This window comes from Streptomyces sp. NPDC016677 (assembly GCF_055562815.1).
In genome coordinates this window covers 416,066-437,213 of the sequence record NZ_JBVHEO010000005.1, presented here as the reverse complement: position 1 = coordinate 437,213, position 21,148 = coordinate 416,066, and the positions used below count along the sequence as shown (strand labels likewise).

Below are 21,148 nucleotides of genomic sequence, written 5' to 3'. Positions count from 1 at the left end.
GTCACTGTGCCTCCGTGGTCGAGTCCGGCACGGTCTCGTCCTGGACGATCCGGGCCAGGTTGGTCAGGGACAGGGAGCCGGGGGCGAAGTAGTCGCTGTGGCCGCCGTCCCCGGCCGCGAAGACCCGGGCGCCGAAGGACGGGGAGAGCGGGTCGGTGCCGAAGCCGACGGTCGTGCCGAACAGCTCCGCGCTGAGGTGCGGAACGTGCGCCACCCAGTCACCGCCGCCCCGGGCCGCCCACACCCGGGCGTCCGTGCCCAGGCGGGCGGCGGCGTCGGTGCCGGTGCCGGGGCTGCCGAGCAGGGCGATGTCGGTGACGTCCAGGCCGTGGGCGGCGCGGGCGCAGACGACGGTGCCGTAGGAGTGGCACAGCAGGGAGACGTCCGTGCCGGGGCCGGTGACGCGGTGCAGGGTGCGGACCAGGGCGCGCAGCGCGGGCGCCGCTTCCTCGGCGCGGCCGGTCGTGGCGACCGCCGTACTGACGGTGCCGGGGGTCTCGTAGCCGAGCCAGGCCACCACCGCCGTACGGCCGGGGGTGAGCCGGTGATACAGGGCGAGGGCGGCGGCGCGGAAACGGCCGTAGGTGTCGAGGCCGGTGTCCGAGCCCGGTACCAGGACGGCGATCCGGTCGGCGTGGGCCAGGTCGCCGAACACCTCCGTGACCAGCCCGGCGCCCCGGCCGTCGAAGGCGAGGAGCTGCCGGTCCGGTGCGGCCAGCGCGCGGTCGGCCACCGCCCGGTGCCGGTCACCGTGGGCGGCGGCGGTGCGGGACGCCGCGGCGGCGTCGGCCCGGTGGGCGGCGTAGGCGGCGTCCAGGGTCGCCGCCGTCACCGGGGGCAGGACGGCGGGGGCCGGGGCGGGAGTCACGGGCCGGGCGGCGCCGGAGAGGGGGAGGACGACGGCGCCGGTGAGCAGCGCCATCAGCCCGCCACGCCACCATCGCGCCCGGTGCCGCCCCGTCGTTCGCCGCCGTGCCATGGGCGCTCCCCTCCCCCAGGCCCGTCCATCGGGCCGGTCGAGAAGGGACGTTACGGAGCGTCACGGGTAACCGGCGTCACGCCGGAGAGCTCACCTGCCGCGTAGCTCTCAGGTACGAGAGGTACGACGGGCCGGTGGCGGCGGGCTCACCACGCCAGCTGGGCGATCTCCTCCGCCACCACCGCGCACGCGTCCGCCGCCGGGTCGATCAGCGGGAAGTGACCGACGTCCTCCAGCAGCGTCACGCCCACCACCTCCCCGGCCTTGGCCGCCGCGTCGGCGTACGCCTCGGCGACCTCCTGCGGCACGTCCACGTCGGTACGTCCCTGGACGAGGGTGGTCGCGATGCCGGTGGGCAGCAGCAGCGCGGGGTCGGCGTACGGCACGCGGGCCGCGAAGTCGTCGTCGCCGCCCAGGAGCTGGCGCACCGCGCCGCCGCACACGTCCAGCTTGTCGGCGACCGCGAAGTCGGCGATCGGGGCGAGGGCGACGACGCCGCGCAGCGGCGCGGGCCGGTCGGTGCGCCAGGGGGCGTCGGCGGGCAGCAGGTGCCGGGCCGCCGCCCACAGGGCGAGGTGGCCGCCCGCCGAGTGCCCGGTGAGCACCGTACGGCGCGGATCGGCGCCCGGCAGGTGCTCCTTGGCCAGGGCGGGCAGGGCGTCGAGGGCCGCGGCCACGTCGTCGAAGGTGTCGGGCCAGCGACCGGCCGCACCCGGGCCCGCCGCACCCGGGTCCGCCGCGCCCCGCCGGTACTCGACGTTGGCCACGGCGAACCCGCGGCGGGCGAGGAAGGCCGCGAACGGACTGAAGTGCCGCCGGTCGTGCGGGGCCCGCCAGGCACCCCCGTGCAGGGCCACCACCACGGGCGCCGGACCGCCCGGCCCGCCCGGACCGCGCGGCGCGTAGAAGTCGATCACCTGGTCGGGCAGGCCGCCGTACGCGGCACTGCTGTCGGGATCGACCGCCGGGTGCGAGAAGGCGGACCTCTCCTCCGCGTCGTTGCCCGCAGTGGTCTCCGGCATGCTCCAACCTCTCAGCGGCGTAACGGTGTTGGCCGGACGCTATCAGGCCCGTGACGTGCGTGAACACGGGGTTGTCACGCAGGGTGAGGGTGACCGCTCCCGGCGACGACCTCGCCCAGCACCCGCGCCGCCCGCTCCACGTCCGCGAACCCGACGTACAGCGGCGTGAAGCCGAACCGCAGGACGTCCGGGTGCCGGAAGTCACCGACCACCCCGCGCCCGATCAGCGCCTTCATCACGTCCCCGGCGCCGTCGCAGCGCAGCGCCACCTGACTGCCCCGCTCGGCGTGCGCGACCGGCGTCAGGTTCTCGGCCCGGCCGCCCGGCACGTACGCCTCGACGCAGCGCAGGAAGAAGTCGGTCAGCGCCAGCGACTTGGCCCGCACCGCCTCGACGGACACCGTCTCCCACACGTCGAGCGCCGCCTCCAGCGCGAGCAGCGACAGGATGTCCGGCGTGCCGACCCGCCCGCGCACCGCACCGGCGGCCGGGGTGTACGCGAAGGCCATCCCGAACGGCTCGGCGTGCGAGTTCCACCCCGGCAGCGGCGAGTCGAAGCGGTCCTGCAACTCCTCGCGCACATACAGGTACGCGGGCGAACCGGGGCCGCCGTTCAGGTACTTGTACGTGCAGCCGACGGCCAGGTCGACGCCGTGCTCGTCCAGCCCGACCGGCAGCGCGCCCGCGCTGTGGCACAGGTCCCACACGGTGTACGCCCCCGCCGCGTGCGCGGCGGCGGTGAGTCCGGGCAGGTCGTGCAGCCGGCCGGTGCGGTAGTCGACGTGGTTGAGCAGCACGACGGCGGTCCGGTCACCGAGTGCCGAGGGCACCTCGGCCGGGCGCACCGGCCGCAGCGCGCACCCCGTCATCCGGGCCGCCGACCGGGCGATGTACCCGTCGGTGGGGAAGGTGGAGGCGTCGACGAGGATCTCGTCCCGTCCCTCCCCGGCCATGCGCACCGCCGCCACGACCGCCTTGAAGACGTTGACGCTGGTGGAGTCACCGACCACGACCTGTCCGGGCGCCGCTCCGACCAGCGGGGCGATCCGGTCGCCGACCCGCTCGGGCGCGGTCCACCAGCCGCTCTCCTCCCAGGACCGGATGCGCAGCTCGCCCCACTGCCGCCGCACGACGTCGTCGACGCGGCCCGGCACGTGCGCGGGCAGCGCGCCCAGCGAGTTGCCGTCCAGGTAGACCACGTCGTCACCGAGGACGAACCGCTCCCGCAGCCCGGCCAGCCCGTCCGCCGCGTCCAGTTCCCGCGCGGCGCTCATCAGCTCAGACATACGACCTCGCCGTCCACAGCTCGGGGAACACGTTCTTGCGGGCCCGCTTCTCCAGCCAGGCCACCCCGGCGGAGCCGCCGGTGCCGGTCTTGGCGCCCATCGCGCGGCGGGTGGCGACCAGGTGGTCGTTGCGCCAGCGCCACACCAGCTCGGCGACATCGCTGAGCGCCTCGCCGAGCCGCACCAGCTCGCCGTCCTGGTCCCCGGCGTACACGGCCGTCCAGGCGGCCTCGACCTCGGGCGAGGGCTCGTACGGCCGGGACACGTCCCGGTGCAGTACCGCCTCCGGGACGGCGTACCCGCGCCGCGCCAGCAGCCGGACCGCCTCGTCGTACAGGCTCGGCTCGTGCAGCGCCTTCTCCAGCTCGGCGTGGACGCGGGGGGTGCCGCGGTGCGGGACGAGCATGGACGCGGACTTGTCGCCGAGCAGGAACTCCATCCGCCGGTACATGGCCGACTGGAAGCCGGACCCCTCGCCGAGGGCGCCGCGGTAGGAGTTGAACTGGACCGGGGTGAGCCCGGCCAGCGGCTTCCAGGAGGCGTTGAGGGCCTCCAGCTCCCGTACCGAACGCTTCAGGGCGTCCTTCGCCACGTCGGTGCGGTCCTCGCGCAGGGCGCGGGCCGCGGTCTCCCACTCGTGGACGATGACGGTGAACCACAGCTCCATGACCTGGGTGGTGACCAGGAAGACCATCTCTCCGGGATCGTCGGAGAGAGTGTGCTGGAGATGGGTGAGCACGTCCGCCTTGACATAGTCCTCGTACGGCGTGCTGCCCGCGAAATCGAGGTTCGGGGCGTCGTGGGACATCGCTGTCTCCTGATGGCACTCCGGGTAGCGGTCCGCCCTGCCGTTACCGGCACGGGGCCCCGGTCCCCGAACCAGCATCCTGCGCAATCGTCCCAGGTACGCGCAAGGCCCGCCCTGGCGGACGGGCCCGAAAGGGATCGGCGCGGGGTCAGCCGAGGACGTCGGCCGCCTCCTGCGAGGAGTCGCGCAGGAACTGCGAGCAGCGCTCGTACTCCTCCTTCTCGCCGATCGCCTGCGCGGCGCGGGCGAGGGCGTGCAGGGCGCGCAGGAAGCCGCGGTTGGGCTCGTGCTCCCACGGGACCGGGCCGTGTCCCTTCCAGCCGCCCCGGCGCAGGGCGTCCAGGCCACGGTGGTAGCCGGTCCGGGCGTACGCGTACGACTCGACCACGCCGCCCCGCTCGAAGGCGTCGTCGGCGAGCTGCGCCCAGGCCAGCGAGGACGCCGGGTACCGGGCGGCGACCTCGGCGGGCGAGGTGCCGGCGGCGAGCAGCTCGCGCGGCTCGGGGTCGTCGGGGAGGTGGGTCGGGGGCGGTCCCCCGAGCAGGTTCTCGTGAATGGCCATGCGGTCCAGTCTGCGGCATGACGAGGGCCCGGCACCGCGAGGGTGCCGGGCCCGGTACCGCCGGAGGGGTTACTTGATGCGGGTGCCCGCGGAACGCAGGTGGCCGCAGGCCTCCACGACGCGCGCGGCCATGCCGGCCTCGGCCAGCTTGCCCCAGGTGCGCGGGTCGTAGGTCTTCTTGTTGCCGACCTCGCCGTCGACCTTCAGGACGCCGTCGTAGTTGGCGAACATGTGACCGGCGACCGGACGCGTGAAGGCGTACTGGGTGTCGGTGTCGAGGTTCATCTTGACCACGCCGTTGTCGAGCGCGGTGGCGATCTCCTCGGCGGTGGAGCCGGAGCCGCCGTGGAAGACGAAGTCGAAGGGCTTGGAGCCGGCGGGCCGGCCGTACTTGGCGGCGACGCCCTCGTTCAGCTCCTTCAGCAGGTCGGGGCGGAGGACGACGTTGCCCGGCTTGTACACGCCGTGCACGTTGCCGAAGGACGCGGCGAGCAGGTAGCGGCCCTGCTCGCCCAGGCCGAGGGCCTCGGCGGTGCGCAGGGCGTCGTCGACCGTGGTGTAGAGGGAGTCGTTGATCTCGTGCGAGACACCGTCCTCCTCGCCGCCGGTCGGGGTGATCTCGACCTCAAGGATGATCTTCGCGGCGCGGGCCCGCTCCAGCAGCTCGGTGGCGATGGAGAGGTTGTCGGCCAGGGTCTCGGCGGAGCCGTCCCACATGTGGGACTGGAACAGCGGGCCCATACCGGCCTCGACGCGCTTGGCGGAGAGCGCGAGCAGCGGACGCACGTACGTGTCCAGCTTGTCCTTGGGACAGTGGTCGGTGTGCAGCGCGATGTTCACGTCGTACTTCTCGGCGACGATGTGCGCGAACTCGGCCAGCGCGACCGCGCCGGTCACCATGTCCTTGTTGTGCTGGCCGCCCAGGAACTCGGCGCCGCCGGTGGAGATCTGGACGATGCCGTCGCTCTCCGCCTCCGCGAAACCGCGCAGGGCCGCGTGCAGCGTCTGGGAGGAGGTCACGTTGATGGCCGGGTAGGCGAACTTCCCCGCCTTCGCCCGGTCCAGCATCTCGTTGTAGACCTCGGGAGTTGCGATGGGCATGAGTCCGCTCCTTGATATGTGCGGGTGGGCTGTGTCGTGCGTGCGTGCTTACGGCCCTGACCTGGGGGCGACGTCATTGTCGGCCCCATCTTCCCAGACGGCTCAGTCCAGGCCCAGCTCGTCCTTGGAGAAGGCGTAGCGGTACGGCACGCCCGCCCCCTCCTGGATCTTCTCGGCGGCGCCGGTGGCGCGGTCGACGATGGTGGCCACCGCGACCACCTCGGCACCGGCCTCGCGCACCGCCTCGACCGCGGTGAGCGGGGAGCCGCCGGTGGTGGAGGTGTCCTCGACCACCAGGACCCGGCGGCCGGCGATGTCCGGGCCCTCGACGCGGCGCTGCATGCCGTGCGCCTTGGCGGCCTTGCGGACGACGAACGCGTCCAGCCGCCGCCCGCGCGCGGCGGCGGCGTGCAGCATGGCGCCGGCCACCGGGTCGGCGCCCATGGTGAGCCCGCCCACCGCGTCGAACTCCAGGTCGGCGGTCAGGTCGAGCAGCACCTGCCCGACCAGCGGCGCGGCCTCGCCGTCCAGGGTGACGCGGCGCAGGTCGACGTAGTAGTCCGCCTCCAGGCCGGAGGAGAGCGTCACCTTGCCGTGCACCACGGCCTTGTCCTTGATCTGCTGCAGCAGCGCGCCGCGTACGTCACTCATGGGGCCAGCTTAAAGGCGGCGCCAGCGCCAGGTCGTCGTCGCCTCCAGCGGCTCCAGGGGCGTGACCAGGCGCGGGAGGGTGTTCAGGCCGTTGGGCGGGCCGGTCTGCGGCTCCACGCAGACGGCGGCCTCCTGCTCGTCGTACACGACGACCCACTCCTCCCGACTGGCCACCTTCAGCTCCAGCCGCCCGGGCCAGGTGAGGGTGACGTCGACGCCGTCGGGCATGCCGAAGCAGTCGTCCCAGGGGCCGGGGAGGGGGTCGATCCGGTTGCCGGTGGGGAGGTGGTCGGCGCCGCGCTCCTCCTGCCAGGCCGCGTCGAAGGCGATCTCGACGCCGTCGCCGTCGCCGAGGGTCCGGTTGAACCACGGGTGCCAGCCGAGCTGCGCCGGGAAGGAGGACCCGTACGTCTCGACGGCCAGGGTGAGCGTCAGCGCGTCCGGCGCCAGCGCGATGACCTGGGTGAGGCGGGCCGGGTAGGGCCAGGGGTCGCCGAGGTCGTACGTGATGACCGCCTCGTCGGCGGTGGCGCGGGCGGTGGTCCAGGCGCCGTCGCGGGCGGGGCCGTGGATGGCGTGCGGCGGGGAGTTCAGCGGCATCTGGTGGACGGTGGCGCCGTCCCGGAAGCGGCCGTCGCGGATGCGGCCGACCCAGGGGGCCATCGGGAAGCAGCCGTAGCGGTCGCCCTGGCGGAGCAGTTCCGCGCCGTCGACGCGCAGCGAGCCGATCCGGCCGCCGTTGCCGGGCCGCACGGTGGCCTCCGCGCCGCCCGCGGTCAGTGTGATCTCTTCGTTGCTCACGTTCCGACCCTACTGGGCGGGCGCGCCCCGCCTCAGCGGCGCCGGCGCAGGGCGCGGCCGACCACGATGGCCGAGGCGACGACCAGCGCGGCGGCGGGGGCGGCCCAGCGCAGCGGGGTACCGGAGCCGGCGGCCTGCGGCGCGGGCACGGGGGCGTACCGGCCGCGCGGCGGCGCGTGATCGACCTCCTCGGCACTGCGCCCGATCATCGTGCGACGGGCGTGGGCGGCTTCGGCGGGGGGGTCGGGGAGGGGGTCGGTGGCGGAGGGCTCGGGGAGGGGGTCGCCGGTGGGGGGTTCGACAGCCGACGGCTCGGCGGCGGAGGGTTCGGCGGCGGCGGGTTCGGTGACGGGCGGCTCGGTGGCGGGTGGCTCGGTGACGGGCGGTTCAGCAGCGGGCGACTCGGCGGCGGGCGGCTCGGTGACGGGCGGTTCAGCAGCGGGCGACTCGGCGGCGGGCGGCTCGGCGGCGGGGGGTTCGGCGGCGGGCGGCTCGACAGCCGACGGCTCGGCGGCAGACGGCTCGACAGCCGACGGCTCGGCGGCGGAGGGTTCGGCGGCAGACGGCTCGGCGGCGGACCGGTCGGCGGCGGGCGGCTCGGCCTCGGTCTCGGAGACGGACAGGGCCGCCTGGCCCAGGTTCTCCCCGAACCGGGTCAGCAGCCGCGTCACCGCCGCGGTCACCGCGTCCGGCGGCAGTTCGGTGAGCCGCCCGGCCACCGACGCCGTCCCGGCGAACGTCAGCCTGGCCCCCTCGTCCGCGCCACCGCCCGCGCCGGCGACCCGCACCGTCAGCGCCAGCGCCACCGTGCCCGTGCCGCGCGCCTCGACGGCCTCGCCCTCGGCGGCGTACGTACCGTCGTCCCGCGCGGTGAGCCGCACGGTGCCGCGGTAGGTGACGGAGTGGCTGCCGACGCGGATCTTCAGCCGGCCCGTGACGGGCTCGGCGCCGGCCTCCTGCTGGAGCCCGGGCACCGCGCCGGCGACCCGGGCGGGGTCGGCCAGCGCCTCCCTGAGCCGCTCGGCCGGAACCGGAACGAACACCTCATGCTCCATGTCAGCCGAGCCTACCCAGCGGGCCGCGGGAACACGCCCGGCCGGCGGGAACTCACCCGCCGGCCACCCCCACGCCGACGACGCCGCCGCCGTCCCCCGGCGTCACCAGCCCCGTCTCGTAGGCCGGCACCACCGCCTGGGCCCGGCTGGCCAGCCCCAGCTTGGCCATCGCGCGGTTGAGTGGGTCTCGACCGTGGCCTCGCTGATGAACAGCCGGACGGCGGCCTGCGCGTTGGTCAGCCCCCGGGCGACCAGCCGCAGCACCTCCACCTCCCGGCCGGTCAGCGCCGACAGGCCGGGCGGCGGGCCGGCGTCGGCCGACGCCGCGTGCGCCATATGGGTGAACGCCTCCACCAGGCGCCAGGTGACGGCGGGCGCGGACAGCGCGTCGCCACCGTCCACGGCGGCGACCGCCGCCGGCAGCCGTTCCGGCCCGGCGTCCTTGAGCAGGAACCCGGACGCGCCGGCGCGCAGCGCCCCGTACACGTACTCGTCGAGGTGAACGTGGTCAGGACGAGCACCCGGGGCGCGGGGTCGACGGCCTCGGTGAGGATGCGTTCGGTGGCCTCGACACCGGTCATGCCGGGCATGCGAATGTCCATCAGGACGACGTCCGGCCGGGTCTCGGCGGCCAGCGCCACCGCCTCAGGGCGACCAGCGTCCAGGCGAGCGGGTCGAGGGCGGGCCGGCCCTGGGCGGTGGCCTCGGTGCCGAGCGGGACGGCCACGGTGGTCAGCGCCGCGGCGATCAGGCCGTCGGCCGCCGTCGGGGACAGACGCATTGCCGCAGCGTAGGTCCGGTGTCCGGCGCAGGCGTCCGCTATCCGCGGTTCCGCGGACGTCGCAGGGGACGGGCGCGGCTACCCGCGCGGGTTGCGGCGGATCAACCCGGTGCGGGATTCGGTGCGGGCGGGACGCCCCCTGGGCTCACGGCGCGAACAGTCCACGGAGCGGTTCCACAGCACGGTCCACGGAGCGATCCACAGCACGGTCCGCAGGGGGCCACCGCACGCGGCAGGGCGGGAAGGGCCGGGGCAGAACAGACCCTCAGTACCGGGGATGCACCAGCGTCGAGGCCGGCGGCAGCCCAGGCGTACCGGCCGCCGCGCGAGCGGCGCGGGCCAACGCGCGGGGGGTCAGGGTCGCCGGGCGCGGACCGTGCGGGTCGAGGCGGAGGACCGGTGCCGTGCGCGCGGCGAGGAGGAAGCCCCAGTCACCGGCGGGGGAACCGGTCACCCGGTAGGCGGCGGTCCGCAGCCCGGCCGCGCGCAGGGTCGACTCCACGGTGCGGAACACCCGGGTGCGCGCGGCGAACGGCCCGGCGTGCACCACCAGCCGCCCGCCGGGCGCCAGCACCCGGCGGGCGAGGCCGTAGAACTCCTGCGAGTACAGCTTGGTGCCCGCGGTGACGCCCGGGTCGGGCAGGTCCGAGATCACCACGTCGTACGCCGCGGCGGGCGCCCGGCGCAGCCGGTGGAAGGCGTCGTCCGTCGTCACGCGCACGCGGGGATCGGCGTAGGAGTGCTCGTTGAGCGCGGACAGGCCGGGGTCGCGGCGGGCGAGCCGGGTCAGCTCCGCGTCCACCTCGACGATCTCCACCCGCCGCACCCCGGGGTGGCGCAGCACCTCCCGGGCGGCGAGTCCGTCACCGCCGCCGAGGACCAGCACGCGCGCGTGGGGGCCGGTCATGGCGGGGTGGACCAGCGCCTCGTGGTAGCGGCGCTCGTCCCCGCCGGTGACCCTGAGCCGGCCGTCCAGGAAGAGGTCGAGGGGGTGGCCGTCGGCGTCGCCGAGGAGGACGACCTCCTGGACGTCGGTGCGCACGGCCACCCGGACGTCCTGGCCGTACATGGCGCGCCGGGCGGCCCGTTCGAAGTCGTCGGCGAGGACGGCGGCGGTGGCGAGGACGGCGATGACGACGATGTTGGCGGTCAGCAGCAGCCGGCGGGCCCGGCCGGTCAGGTCGCGCCGGAACAGTCCGAGCACCAGCGCCGCGCCGACCACGGCGTTGACGGTCCCGGTGACCAGGGCGCCCGTCAACTGGCCGAGGAACGGCAGGAGGAGGAAGGGGAAGGCCAGCCCGCCGATGAGCGATCCGGTGTAGTCCGCGGCGAACAGGTCGGCGACGGCGCCGCCCACGTCCTGGCGGCGGATGCGCTGGATCAGCTCCATCAGCAGCGGCACCTCGGCGCCGATCAGCAGACCGATGGTGAGCGAGAAGGCCACCAGCAGGACGCGGGGCGCGTCGGCCCACAGACCGCCCCAGTCGCCGGTCCAGGCGAACACGGCGTACAGCATCATGGCGCTGCACCCGCCGACGAGGGCCAGGGCGGCCTCGACCGCGCCGAAGCCGGCCGCCCCCAGCCGGCGCAGCCGCTTGGCGACGAGCGAGCCGAGGCCCATCGCGAACACCATGACCGACAGGACGATGGACGCCTGGGTGACCGAGTCGCCGGTCAAGTAGGAGGCGATGGCGACCAGTTCGAGTTCGTACACCAGTCCGCAGGCGGCGCAGACGAAGACACCGGCCAGGACCAGGAACCGTCCGGTCCCCGGCCGCACGGGCAGGGGCGGCACGGGGGCGGGCGGCGCGGCGGCGGGCGGTGCGGCGACGCGGCGGCGGCCCCGGCCGCCCGGGCCGCCCCAGGGCGGCGGGGAGCCGGGCGGAGCGGGCACGTGCGGTTCGATCACGGTTGTGACGTTACGTTACTTCACCACTACGCCTCGTCACCCACACGTGTGGACCTGCCCTTCCTGACGGGGGCTTCGGGTTTACCCGGCGCGGACACCGGAACGGCCGGACAGCAGTGCGAGCCGGGGCGCCCGCCCCCGCCCGGGCGGCCGGGCCGGCCCGCCTCGGCGCAGACGCCGACCCTGGTCCGGGTGGCCACCAGCCGCCCCTCCTGCGGATAGGCGTGCCAGGTACGCCAGGACACCTGGCCCACCTGCCCCTGCACCAGCAGCGCCGTGAACGCGTACGGGCTGCCCGGGAAGACGCCGACGAGTCCGTGCGGATGGTCGGAGACCAGGGCGAGCAGTTCCTGGGCGCGGCCCGCGAACGCGTCGGGCGACAGCAGCTCCACATGGGCCGCGAACTCGTACTCCCAGTCGCCCACCCGCTTGGCGACGCCCAGCGGCAGCGGGGTCCTGCTGCCGGGGATGCACGCGACCGTCTCCGAGCAGATGCCCCGCCCCTCCTCCAGGAGCACCTGGTGGGAGGCGCCGAGAAGTCTCAACTCGACATTGCTGCCCGCCAGTTCGACTTCGAGGGTGGCCAGGGCCGGCAGCGGTTCCCGCCCGAGGGCCCAGGCGAGGTCGGCCGCGCGCGTGTCGGTGTAGGCGGTGTTCAGGGTCGTGAGCATGGATGGGCTCCGCAAGCACACAGGGGAAGAAGGGGCAGGGTCCCACGCATCCCGGCCGCGCCGGGGGGTGCGGCCCTGTCACCGTCCGGTCGACCGGTCAGGAGGGGGCCGCAGGACGCCCGAGAGGCTGCTTGGGCGAATGAGAGAGAATCATGGACAGTGGCGGCGCCACAGCGTTTTTACCCAAGTTCGTGGTATTTCCATCCCTCAGGGGGCTCACCAGCTCACCTGTTCAACCCCCGCGTGCGCCCCACCCCGTGCGGCGCACGCCGGTACGCGAAAGCGTCCGCCGGGCGTGCTGCCCGGCGGACGCTCGGTGCGGGACCCCTGTGCGGGCCCCTGGGGACGGGCCCCCTGTGCGGGCCCCGGGGAGGAGACGCGGTTCCCCTTCTCCGGCGGCTCGGCTGCCCCGTGTCAGCCGCCGCCACCACCGCCGCAGCCGCCCCCACCACCGCCACAGGACGACCCGCCCCCACAGGAATGACCCCCCGAGTGACTCCCCGAGTGACCACCGGAGTCACCCCCCGAGTGACCGCCGTCCGACGACGAGCCGCCGTCCGAGCCGCCCACCCACCAGCTGTCGTCACCGCCGCCGCCACCGCCGCCGTCGGCCCCGCCGACGGCCACGCCCCCACCGCCGTACGTCCACCCGCGCCCGCGCGCACGACCAGCGCGCGCGCTCCGGCGCGTGACGGACACGACCCGCGCGACGACCGCGATCACGACCACTGCCAGGATGATGCCGACCAGCATGGCGCCACCCTCCTTCCGTTGAGCAACCCCGATGAGCAACCCCCCGTGGGTGCCTCGCTCGTTGCGTGCACCGGGGATGCCCCGGGCCGCCGCGCCCCAAAGCGGAGTTGAGCAACTTCTGAGGGTCGGCCCGCGGCGGACGCGTCGGTCCCGGACCGGCGTGCCTCCGGCCGGCGTCACCCGTTCGGCGCCATGTGGGCCGGATGCCCGCGCGGCCCGGGACATGGGCCCGCCCGCGCGTCAGGAGGGCCTTTTCCGTCCTCCGGAGTTGCACACCGCTCCGGCGTCACCCGAGATGGGTAGCGAGACCCCGTCCACGGGTCATGCAAGGAGGAATGATGCGTCGCACGACTACCGGTGCTCTCCTGACCGCCGCTCTCCTCGCGGGACCCGCCGCGGTCACCGCGGAGGCGCACACACCGACGGTGGCCCAGTCCGCCACCGTGCAAGCCGCCCAGAGCCAGGCGCAGGCGCAGGCACAGGCGCAGGCACAGGACGACAACAACGACGACGACGGCGGAGGCGGCTGGGGCCTGTGGGGCCTCGTCGGTCTTCTGGGTCTGCTCGGCCTCATGCCCCGTCGGCGCAAGACGCCCGGCACCGGAACCCATCGCGGCACGGGGACCGGCGGCGCGTACCCCGACGACCGCGTCTGAGCGAAGGCCCGGTCCGGTACCCGCGGTGAGTTGAGGACCCCGGGACTTCGGCGCAGGATGGCCGGATGACCTCCCACGCACGCCCCCTGCTCAACCGCCGGCTCGCCGAGTTCGGGACGACGATCTTCGCCGAGATGTCCGCCCTGGCCGTACGGACCGGCGCGATCAACCTCGGGCAGGGCTTCCCGGACACGGACGGCCCCGAGGAGGTCAGGGAGGCGGCGGTACGGGCCCTGCGCGACGGACGCGGCAACCAGTACCCGCCGGGCCCCGGCGTCCCGGAGCTGCGCACCGCCGTCGCCGCCCACCAGCGGCACTGGTACGGCCTGTCCTACGACCCCGACACGGAGGTCCTGGTCACCGCCGGCGCCACCGAGGCGATCGCCGCGGCCCTCCTCGCCCTGGTGGAACCCGGCGACGAGGTGATCGCCCTGGAGCCGTACTACGACTCCTACGCGGCCTGCGTCGCGATGGCCGGCGGCACCCGCGTCCCGGTCACCCTGCGCCCGCGCGAGGGGCGTTTCCGCCTCGACCTCGACGAACTGCGCGACGCGGTCACCGACCGCACCCGCCTCCTCCTGATCAACACCCCGCACAACCCGACGGGCACCGTCCTGACCCGCCCCGAACTGGCGGCCGTCGCCGAACTGGCCGTCGAGCGCGACCTCCTCGTCGTCACCGACGAGGTCTACGAACACCTGGTCTACGACGACGCCGAACACATCCCGCTGGCGTCCTTCCCCGGCATGCGCGAACGCACGGTCACCATCTCGTCGAGCGGCAAGACCTTCTCCTTCACCGGCTGGAAGGTCGGCTGGATCACCGCCGCCCCCGCCCTGCTCACGGCGGTCCGCTCGGCCAAGCAGTACCTGACGTACGTGTCGGCGGGCCCCTTCCAGTACGCGGTCGCCGAGGCCCTCGCCCTCCCCGGCTCCTACTTCACCGCCTTCCGCGACGGCCTCCGCGCCAAGCGGGACCTCCTGGCGGCCGGCCTCGCGGAGGCCGGCTTCGGCGTCCACCGCCCCGCCGGCACGTACTTCGTCACCACCGACATCCGCCCCCTGGGCCACGAGGACGGCTTCGCCTTCTGCCGCGCCCTGCCGGAACGCGCCGGCGTGGTCGCCGTCCCCAACGCGGTCTTCTACGACCACCGCGCGGAGGGCGCCCCGTTCGTCCGGTTCGCGTTCTGCAAGCGGGTGCCCGTCCTGGAGGACGCGGTACGGCGGCTGAAGGCCCTGCCGCGCCCGTAGGGCCTGTCGGCCGGGCACCCGCCGGCGGCCCCCGTCACAGCCGGTCCAGCGCCCGCCCCAGCACCGGCGTCAGCGCCTGCGCGTAAGCCTCGGAGAGGTGGCTGTCGTCCCGGTAGACGGGGGTGTCGGCGACGACCACGGGGCAGACGCCGGTGCGGGCGGCGCAGAGCCAGGGGGCGGGGTCGACGACCGGGACACCGGCCGCGTCGGCGGCGGCGCGGACGGCGGCGTGCCGGACGGGGTCGCGGACGGCGTCCGGCAGCCGGGCGGCGCAGGCGTGCAGCTGACCGGAGTTGGCGCCGGCGCAGTCGACCGGGTCGCCCTGCGGCCACGGCGTGTCCAGCAGCGCGACGACGCGGGCGCCGGAGGCACCGAGCCGCCGGAAGGTGTCCGTGTGGCCGGTGGTCCACTGCCGCGCCGGGTCGGCCTCGGGCCGGGCGGGGTCGCCCGCCTCCGAGGAGGAGACCACGACCAGGTCCGGGCCGAGGGCGCCGATCTTCGCGACGGCGTCGGCCCGCCAGGTGTCGCAGGCCGTGTACGGGCGGCCCTGGCGCACGATGGTCACCTCGGCGGCCTTGCAGGACGCCTTCGTCAGCGAGACCAGCCGCCACCCGCGCGCGGTCGCGAGCCGGTCGAGGGCCGGGAACCACTGCGCCGCGTGGGAGTCGCCGAAGAGCACGACCGTCCGGGCGGCGGTGCGGTCGCCGTAGACGCAGGGTGTGGCCCGGGTGGTGCCGTGGTCGACGTGGCAGCCGTCCCGGTAGACCGCCGAGCGGCTGGTCTTCACCTCGGGCAGCGCCGGGGAGAGGTTGCCCGGCAGGACGCCGGGGGACGCCGTCAGCAGGCCGGCCAGCCGGGCCCCGGCGTCGGGGGCGGCGGCCAGTTCCCGCGCGAGCGGGGGCGCGGGCGGGCCGGTCTCGATGGCCGGCGGGACCGCCGTCGCCGTCAGCGCCAGCGCCGCGGTCCCCGCCGACAGTCCGGCGCCGAGCGCCAGGCCGCGCCCGGGGCGTCCGGCCAGCGCCCGGTGGAAGCGCACCGGGTCCTCCACCAGGCGCAGCGTCAGCCAGGCCGGCCCCAGCGCCGCCGCGCACAGCCCGAGCGCGAGGGGCACCCCGGCGGTGCCGTCCGTGCGGCCCAGCGCCGCTGGGGCGACGACCAGCAGCGGCCAGTGCCACAGGTACCAGCCGTAGGAGAGCCCGCCGAGCCGGACCAGGGGCCGCCGGCCCAGCAGCCGGCCGGCGCCGTGCCGGGCGGGCGCGCAGCCGCCGGCCAGCACCAGCACCGCGCCGAGTACCGGCAGCAGGGCGTACGGCCCCGGGAACGGCGTCCCGTCGTCGTACACCACCGCCGCCAGGGCTATGCAGGCCAGGCCGAGCCAGCTCAGCGGGGACGCGACGGCGCCGGGCAGCTTCCGCAGCCGGGCCGCGCACAGCGCGAGCAGGGCACCGGCGCCCAGTTCCCAGGCCCGGGTGAGGGAGGAGAAGTACGCCCAGGGCGCCGAGAGGTCCGTCATCCGCACGCCGAGCGCGAACGACGCCAGGCACAGCGCCCCGAGCCCCGCCGCGAGCAGCCGGCGCCGGCCGCGTACCAGGCGGGTGCCGAGCAGCAGGAGCAGCGGCCACACCAGGTAGAACTGCTCCTCCACCGCCAGCGACCAGAAGTGCTGGAACGGCGAGGGCGGGGCGGTCTGCGCGAGGTAGTCGGTGCCGGCCGCCGCCAGCCGGAAGTTGACCGTGTACAGCGCGCTGCCGAGGGCGTCGCCCGCGTACTCGGCGAACCGCGCCGGCGACAGGAACAGCCACGCGCCCGCCAGGGTGGTGACGATCACCAGTGCCGAGGCGGGCAGCAGCCGCAGGGCCCGGCGGGCGTAGAAGGCGCGCAGCGAGACACGGCCGGTGGCGGCCAGCTCGCGCAGCAGCAGGGACGTGATGAGGAAGCCCGAGATCACGAAGAAGACGTCGACGCCGACGTACCCGCCCGCGGCCCCCGCCACCCCGGCGTGGGAGAGCACCACGAGCCCGACGGCCACCGCGCGCAGTCCCTGGATGTCCAGGCGCGGGGCGGGGTGCCGCCGCGGCGGCACGGCGGTGCCGCCCGTCGGGGCGGTACGGACCTCTGCGGAGGTGGCGCAGGTCATCGCGGGGACGGCTCCTCACGGACGGGGCGGACAGGGTTCTCCCCCTGTACTGTCCGGCCGTCCGGGGGCGTTCCGGGTGAACGCCGCCTCAACATCGGAAACAGCGGAGACAACCAGCGGCGACCGGCGGCGTCCGGCAGCGACCGGCGTCGTCCGACGTCCTCCGGTCAGCGACCGGCGGTCCGACGCACGGGAGCCCGGCCCGGGGACACACCCCGGACCGGGCTCCCGCCCGTGCGACAGGTCTACTCGTCGTCGTCCTCGGGCTTCTCCGCCTCGTCGACCTCCTGCTCCAGGCCGAGCTGCTCCACCAGCCACCGGTCGAACTCGATGGCGGCGCGCACCCAGCTGACCGTGGAGGAGACGAAGTGCTCCAGGCTCACGCCCGTGCCGATCAGCATCTGGGCCTCGCCGATCAGGCGGACCGTGCCGTCGTCGTGGGTGTGGGAGTACACCTTGGGCCACAGGGTGCGCCGGTTCCAGTCGTCGGCGGACTCCAGCAGCTGCGCCTTGGTCTCGATGTCGTGCGGCCGGTCGTAGAACGTCCGCACCGAGAAGACCTGCTGGTCGCCCTCGCCACGGAACATGAAGTACGTACGGAACTGCTCCCACGGCGCCGCGAGGTCACCCTCGTCGTCGACGACGTACTTCAGCTCCATCTGGTCGAGAAGCTGCTTCACGAGGTCCTGATCCGGGACCACGGGGCCCGCCGGGCCCTGGGGCTGCGGCTCGGGCTTGCCCCCGAAGTTCGGAATCGAGGACGGGTCGATGCTCACCGTGATTTTCCCTTCGTACGGATTCCGCCATCCTCTCCCATGCGGGGAGGGGGGTGGCAACCCTCCGCGGGGCCTGTCAGCCCAGGGCTGACATGATCCGGCCGGTCGGGGGGCGCGGTGGGGACGGGGACGGCGGCGGGGCGGACCCGGTGGTGGCTGGTCGCGGTGATCACCGCGGTGCCCGCGGCGGCCCCGCTGCCGTTCCCACCGGCTTCCCGTGGTCCGTGCTGTCCGCCGGCGACGACCGGTCGGACCAGGGCGCGACGCGGGAGACCGGCTGCGCCCGGGCCCTGGCCTTCGGCGGGGCGGCGCTGCCGTCCGGCACCCGGACCGTCGGGGCCTGCGAGGAGTTCAGCGGGCTGGACCTGGCCTACCGGGCCGAGTGCCGGATGCCGCTCGCGGACGTGCGGGACTGGCTCGCGCACAGCTACCCGGCCGCTCCGGCGCCCGGGACGGAGCCCTGCCCGGCCTACGACGCGGACCGGGGCACGGAGCCGAAGGCGGATCTGTGTCTGGATCGGGGCCCCGGGCCGGGGCCTCCGGAGGGGGTGGAGGCCGGCGCCGTGCAGATCGGTGTGGTGGCCGAGGACGGTGCCGGCACCGCGCTGGTGCGCTTCTCGGCGTTCACGGTGTGCGGGCCCTCCCCGCACCGCGGGGAGGGCCCGGCACCGTCCGTCAGAGCGTCTTGCCCGGCGCCGGCCCCACGATCAGGTCGTCCCCGAACCGGTCCACCCGTACCGCGTCCCCGTCCTTGATCTCCCCGGACAGGATCTCCCGGGCCAGCCGGTCGCCGATGGCCGTCTGGACCAGGCGGCGCAGCGGGCGCGCGCCGTAGGCCGGGTCGTTGCCCTCGTCCGCGAGCCACTCCAGGGCCTCGTCGGTGATCTCCAGGGTGAGCCGCCGCTCGGCCAGGCGCCGCGACAGCGCGCCGATCTGGAGGCGGGCGATGCGGCTCAGCTCCTCCTTGGTGAGCGCCGAGAAGACGACCAGGTCGTCGAGGCGGTTGAGGAACTCCGGCTTGAAGGAGGCCCGGACGACCTCCAGGACCTGTTCCTTCTTCTCCGCCTCGGTGGTGAGCGGGTCGACCAGGAACTGGCTGCCCAGGTTGGAGGTGAGCACCAGGATGGTGTTGCGGAAGTCGACGGTCCGGCCCTGTCCGTCGGTCAGCCGCCCGTCGTCCAGCACCTGGAGCAGGATGTCGAAGACCTCGGGGTGCGCCTTCTCCACCTCGTCCAGCAGGACCACGCTGTACGGGCGGCGGCGGACCGCCTCGGTGAGCTGGCCGCCCTCCTCGTAGCCGACGTAACCGGGGGGCGCGCCGACCAGGCGGGCCACGCTGTGCTTCTCGCTGTACTCCGACATGTCGATGCGGACCATCGCCCGCTCGTCGTCGAAGAGGAAGTCCGCGAGCGCCTTGGCCAGCTCGGTCTTGCCGACGCCGGTCGGGCCGAGGAAGAGGAAGGAGCCGGTGGGGCGGTCGGGGTCGGCGATGCCGGCCCGGGAGCGCCGTACCGCGTCCGAGACCGCGCGGACCGCCTCCGTCTGGCCGATCAGCCGCTTGCCCAGCTCGTCCTCCATGCGCAGCAGCTTCTGGGTCTCGCCCTCCATCAGGCGCCCGGCGGGGATGCCGGTCCAGGAGGCGACGACGTCCGCGATGTCGTCGGCGCCGACCTCCTCCTTGACCATGGTGTCCTTCGCGACCTCCTCCTCGGCCTCGGAGGCGGCCTCCAGGTCCCGTTCCACGTTCGGGATCTCGCCGTACAGCAGCTTGGACGCGGTGTCGAAGTCGCCGTCGCGCTGGGCGCGTTCGGCCTGCCCGCGCAGTTCGTCGAGCTTCTCCTTCAGCTCACCGACCCGGTTGAGGGACTGCTTCTCCTTCTCCCAGCGGGCGTTGAGGCCGCGCAGCTCCTCCTCCTTGTCGGCGAGGTCGCGGCGGAGCTTCTCCAGCCGCTGGAGGGAAGCGGCGTCGGTCTCCTTGCCGATCGCCAGCTCCTCCATCTTCAGCCGGTCGACGGCGCGCTGGAGTTCGTCGATCTCCACGGGGGACGAGTCGATCTCCATGCGGAGGCGGGAGGCCGCCTCGTCGACGAGGTCGATGGCCTTGTCGGGGAGGAACCGGGAGGTGATGTACCGGTCGGAGAGGGTGGCCGCGGCCACCAGCGCGCTGTCGGCGATCTGGACCTTGTGGTGGGCCTCGTAGCGGCCCTTGAGCCCGCGCAGGATCGCGATGGAGTCCTCGACGGACGGTTCCGCCACCAGGACCTGCTGGAAGCGGCGCTCCAGCGCCGGGTCCTTCTCGATGCGCTCGCGGTACTCGTCGAGCGTGGTCGCGCCGACCATGCGCAGTTCGCCGCGTGCGAGCATCGGCTTGAGCATGTTGCCCGCGTCCATCGCGGAGTCGCCGCCGGCGCCCGCGCCGACGACCGTGTGCAGCTCGTCGATGAAGGTGATGATCTGGCCGTCGGAGTCCTTGATCTCGGCCAGGACGGTCTTGAGCCGCTCCTCGAACTCGCCCCGGTACTTGGCGCCGGCCACCATCGCGCCGAGGTCGAGGGCGACCAGCCGCTTGTTCTTCAGCGACTCGGGCACGTCGCCCTTGACGATGCGCTGGGCGAGCCCCTCGACGACGGCGGTCTTGCCGACGCCCGGCTCACCGATCAGCACCGGGTTGTTCTTCGTACGGCGGGACAGCACCTGCACCACCCGCCGGATCTCCGTGTCCCGGCCGATGACCGGGTCCAGCTTGCCGTCCCGTGCGGCGGCCGTGAAGTCCGTACCGAACTTCTCCAGCGCCTTGTACTGGCCCTCCGGGTCCGCGGTGGTCACCCGGCGCCCTCCCCTCGCCTTCTGGAAGGCCTCCTGCAGCTTCTTGGCGGTGGCCCCCTGCCCCTGGAGCACCTCACCGGCCGCCCCGCCCTTGGCGGCGATGCCGATCAGGAGGTGTTCGGTGGAGAGGTACTCGTCGCCGAGGTCCTTGGCCCGTGTCTGGGCGTCGGCGACGACCGCGAGCATCTCACGGCTGGGCTGGGGCGGGGCGACCGTGGACCCGGTCACGCTGGGCAGCCCGGCGAGCACCCGCTCGGCGCCGGTGCGGACGGCGGCCTGGTCGGCCTCGACGGCCGCCAGCAGGTCGGTGATGTTCTCGTTGTCCTGGCGTCCTTGGCCCTGGAGCAGGGCCAGGAGCAGGTGGGCGGGGGTGAGGTCCGGGTGTCCCTCGGTCACGGCCCGGTTGCTGGCCGCGTTGATCGCGTCCCGGCTCCGGTTGGTCAGCTCGGCGTCCACGTTCGGGTTCTCCTCCTGGTGCCAGTCTCAAGCCTGTCGACGGCGGTGGTGCTGACTCAAGCAACGTACACAAAGTTGAGTCTATTCCACTCAAGTCGCGGGAGGGGAGCACCACGGGGAACGAGTGCCCGACACCCCGGATAGGTTCCCGTCCATGGACCTCCCCACGGACCTCCCCACGGACCTTTCCATCGGCCTCTCCGTCGACATCTCCGTCGACCTCGGCTTCTGGCGGGAACGGCACCTGTGCACCCTGACCACGCTGCGCCCGGACGGCTCCCCGCACGTCGTGCCGGTCGGGGCGACCTACGACCCGCGGGCGGGCGTGGTGCGGGTGATCACGGACCGGGCGAGCGCGAAGGCGCGGTACACGCTGGCCGCGGGGGCGGAGGGGGCCCGCGCCGCGGTGTGCCAGGTGGACGGCCGGCGGTGGTCCACGCTGGAGGGGCGAGCCTTCGTACGGACCGGGCCGGAGGCGGTCGCCGAGGCCGAGCGGCGCTACGCGGAGCGGTACCGGCCACCCCGGCCGAATCCGACCCGGGTGGTGATCGAGATCGCGGTGGAGCGCGCGCTGGGGAACGGGTGAGGCCGGGCGGCCCGGGACACGTACCCGTAAAACACGAAAAACTGCAGCGGCGTCACCGTGTTCAGGTCACGGTGACGCCGCT

The 21,148-nt window shown here is 74.5% G+C and carries 17 protein-coding genes and 2 pseudogenes; 3 read left to right on the top strand and 16 right to left on the bottom strand.

Annotation, left to right across the window (positions count from 1 at the left end; genetic code table 11):
- Position 1: 1 nt before the first annotated feature.
- The 13 genes and pseudogenes from ACZ3IG_RS18175 to ACZ3IG_RS18115 all read right to left on the bottom strand — a co-directional run.
- Positions 2 to 979, bottom strand: a complete 978-nt coding sequence (locus ACZ3IG_RS18175) for an alpha/beta hydrolase (RefSeq protein ID WP_467433059.1) — start codon at positions 977 to 979, stop codon at positions 2 to 4.
- 146 nt (positions 980 to 1,125) lie between these two features.
- Positions 1,126 to 2,001: an alpha/beta hydrolase gene (locus tag ACZ3IG_RS18170; RefSeq protein WP_467433057.1), complete on the bottom strand. Its 876-nt coding sequence runs from the start codon at positions 1,999 to 2,001 to the stop codon at positions 1,126 to 1,128.
- A gap of 74 nt (positions 2,002 to 2,075) precedes the next feature.
- Positions 2,076 to 3,287: a kynureninase gene (kynU, locus tag ACZ3IG_RS18165; RefSeq protein WP_467433056.1), complete on the bottom strand. Its 1,212-nt coding sequence runs from the start codon at positions 3,285 to 3,287 to the stop codon at positions 2,076 to 2,078.
- Positions 3,280 to 4,095 carry a tryptophan 2,3-dioxygenase family protein gene (locus ACZ3IG_RS18160; protein ID WP_467433054.1) on the bottom strand — a complete coding sequence of 272 codons (816 nt, stop codon included), beginning with the start codon at positions 4,093 to 4,095 and terminating at the stop codon, positions 3,280 to 3,282. Before ACZ3IG_RS18160 ends, kynU begins: the two co-directional genes overlap by 8 nt.
- A 148-nt stretch (positions 4,096 to 4,243) precedes the next feature.
- Positions 4,244 to 4,657 carry a DUF3151 domain-containing protein gene (locus ACZ3IG_RS18155; RefSeq protein ID WP_467433052.1) on the bottom strand — a complete coding sequence of 138 codons (414 nt, stop codon included), beginning with the start codon at positions 4,655 to 4,657 and terminating at the stop codon, positions 4,244 to 4,246.
- A gap of 69 nt (positions 4,658 to 4,726) precedes the next feature.
- The gene (fbaA, locus tag ACZ3IG_RS18150; protein WP_467433051.1) at positions 4,727 to 5,758 is read right to left on the bottom strand and encodes a class II fructose-bisphosphate aldolase; all 1,032 of its coding nucleotides are present in this window, start codon (positions 5,756 to 5,758) and stop codon (positions 4,727 to 4,729) included.
- Positions 5,759 to 5,860: 102 nt separating this feature from the next.
- The gene (gene pyrE, locus ACZ3IG_RS18145) at positions 5,861 to 6,409 is read right to left on the bottom strand and encodes an orotate phosphoribosyltransferase (RefSeq protein ID WP_467433048.1); all 549 of its coding nucleotides are present in this window, start codon (positions 6,407 to 6,409) and stop codon (positions 5,861 to 5,863) included.
- Positions 6,410 to 6,418: 9 nt separating this feature from the next.
- The gene (locus ACZ3IG_RS18140; RefSeq protein WP_467433047.1) at positions 6,419 to 7,210 is read right to left on the bottom strand and encodes an aldose epimerase family protein; all 792 of its coding nucleotides are present in this window, start codon (positions 7,208 to 7,210) and stop codon (positions 6,419 to 6,421) included.
- A 32-nt stretch (positions 7,211 to 7,242) separates the two neighbouring features.
- Complete coding sequence (locus ACZ3IG_RS18135) at positions 7,243 to 8,265, bottom strand: SRPBCC domain-containing protein (protein WP_467433046.1); 1,023 nt, start codon at positions 8,263 to 8,265, stop codon at positions 7,243 to 7,245.
- Between the two features lie 52 nt (positions 8,266 to 8,317).
- Positions 8,318 to 8,912: pseudogene (locus tag ACZ3IG_RS18130) on the bottom strand (LuxR C-terminal-related transcriptional regulator); the annotation flags it as partial.
- Complete coding sequence (locus ACZ3IG_RS18125; protein WP_467433043.1) at positions 8,867 to 9,046, bottom strand: hypothetical protein; 180 nt, start codon at positions 9,044 to 9,046, stop codon at positions 8,867 to 8,869. The gene ACZ3IG_RS18125 and the pseudogene ACZ3IG_RS18130, both read right to left, overlap by 46 nt.
- A gap of 265 nt (positions 9,047 to 9,311) precedes the next feature.
- On the bottom strand, positions 9,312 to 10,955 hold the full coding sequence (locus ACZ3IG_RS18120; RefSeq protein WP_467433041.1) for a polyamine aminopropyltransferase: 1,644 nt from the start codon (positions 10,953 to 10,955) through the stop codon (positions 9,312 to 9,314).
- A gap of 155 nt (positions 10,956 to 11,110) precedes the next feature.
- Positions 11,111 to 11,626 (bottom strand): annotated as a pseudogene (locus ACZ3IG_RS18115) (DUF2617 family protein); the annotation flags it as partial.
- A gap of 1,091 nt (positions 11,627 to 12,717) precedes the next feature.
- On the opposite strand from ACZ3IG_RS18115, the gene ACZ3IG_RS18110 reads away from it, so the two are divergent.
- On the top strand, positions 12,718 to 13,035 hold the full coding sequence (locus tag ACZ3IG_RS18110) for a WGxxGxxG family protein (RefSeq protein WP_467433039.1): 318 nt from the start codon (positions 12,718 to 12,720) through the stop codon (positions 13,033 to 13,035).
- 65 nt (positions 13,036 to 13,100) lie between these two features.
- A complete protein-coding gene (locus tag ACZ3IG_RS18105) occupies positions 13,101 to 14,285 on the top strand; it encodes a pyridoxal phosphate-dependent aminotransferase (protein ID WP_467433037.1) in 1,185 nt (394 codons plus the stop codon).
- A 34-nt stretch (positions 14,286 to 14,319) separates the two neighbouring features.
- Here the strand turns inward: ACZ3IG_RS18105 and ACZ3IG_RS18100 are convergent, their stop codons facing one another.
- The 3 genes from ACZ3IG_RS18100 to clpB all read right to left on the bottom strand — a co-directional run bounded on the left by ACZ3IG_RS18100 (position 14,320) and on the right by clpB (position 20,480).
- Positions 14,320 to 16,422 (bottom strand): acyltransferase family protein, encoded by a 2,103-nt coding sequence (locus tag ACZ3IG_RS18100; RefSeq protein WP_467433036.1) that lies wholly within the window; start codon positions 16,420 to 16,422, stop codon positions 14,320 to 14,322.
- Between the two features lie 245 nt (positions 16,423 to 16,667).
- A complete protein-coding gene (locus ACZ3IG_RS18095) occupies positions 16,668 to 17,198 on the bottom strand; it encodes a YbjN domain-containing protein (protein WP_467433034.1) in 531 nt (176 codons plus the stop codon).
- 675 nt (positions 17,199 to 17,873) lie between these two features.
- The gene (gene clpB, locus ACZ3IG_RS18090) at positions 17,874 to 20,480 is read right to left on the bottom strand and encodes an ATP-dependent chaperone ClpB (protein WP_467433032.1); all 2,607 of its coding nucleotides are present in this window, start codon (positions 20,478 to 20,480) and stop codon (positions 17,874 to 17,876) included.
- 154 nt (positions 20,481 to 20,634) lie between these two features.
- Between clpB and ACZ3IG_RS18085 the strand changes: the two genes are divergently transcribed.
- A complete protein-coding gene (locus ACZ3IG_RS18085) occupies positions 20,635 to 21,066 on the top strand; it encodes a TIGR03618 family F420-dependent PPOX class oxidoreductase (protein ID WP_467433030.1) in 432 nt (143 codons plus the stop codon).
- Positions 21,067 to 21,148: the final 82 nt, after the last annotated feature.

What these genes read in the sequence shown, in the direction of transcription:
- ACZ3IG_RS18175 (WP_467433059.1), bottom strand. Translation starts at nt 979, where the DNA reads ATGGCACGGCGGCGAACGACGGGGCGGCACCGGGCGCGATGGTGGCGT.
- ACZ3IG_RS18170 (WP_467433057.1), bottom strand. Translation starts at nt 2,001, where the DNA reads ATGCCGGAGACCACTGCGGGCAACGACGCGGAGGAGAGGTCCGCCTTC.
- kynU (WP_467433056.1), bottom strand. Translation starts at nt 3,287, where the DNA reads ATGTCTGAGCTGATGAGCGCCGCGCGGGAACTGGACGCGGCGGACGGG.
- ACZ3IG_RS18160 (WP_467433054.1), bottom strand. Translation starts at nt 4,095, where the DNA reads ATGTCCCACGACGCCCCGAACCTCGATTTCGCGGGCAGCACGCCGTAC.
- ACZ3IG_RS18155 (WP_467433052.1), bottom strand. Translation starts at nt 4,657, where the DNA reads ATGGCCATTCACGAGAACCTGCTCGGGGGACCGCCCCCGACCCACCTC.
- fbaA (WP_467433051.1), bottom strand. Translation starts at nt 5,758, where the DNA reads ATGCCCATCGCAACTCCCGAGGTCTACAACGAGATGCTGGACCGGGCG.
- pyrE (WP_467433048.1), bottom strand. Translation starts at nt 6,409, where the DNA reads ATGAGTGACGTACGCGGCGCGCTGCTGCAGCAGATCAAGGACAAGGCC.
- ACZ3IG_RS18135 (WP_467433046.1), bottom strand. Translation starts at nt 8,265, where the DNA reads ATGGAGCATGAGGTGTTCGTTCCGGTTCCGGCCGAGCGGCTCAGGGAG.
- ACZ3IG_RS18125 (WP_467433043.1), bottom strand. Translation starts at nt 9,046, where the DNA reads ATGCGTCTGTCCCCGACGGCGGCCGACGGCCTGATCGCCGCGGCGCTG.
- ACZ3IG_RS18110 (WP_467433039.1), top strand. Translation starts at nt 12,718, where the DNA reads ATGCGTCGCACGACTACCGGTGCTCTCCTGACCGCCGCTCTCCTCGCG.
- ACZ3IG_RS18105 (WP_467433037.1), top strand. Translation starts at nt 13,101, where the DNA reads ATGACCTCCCACGCACGCCCCCTGCTCAACCGCCGGCTCGCCGAGTTC.
- ACZ3IG_RS18100 (WP_467433036.1), bottom strand. Translation starts at nt 16,422, where the DNA reads ATGACCTGCGCCACCTCCGCAGAGGTCCGTACCGCCCCGACGGGCGGC.
- ACZ3IG_RS18085 (WP_467433030.1), top strand. Translation starts at nt 20,635, where the DNA reads ATGGACCTCCCCACGGACCTCCCCACGGACCTTTCCATCGGCCTCTCC.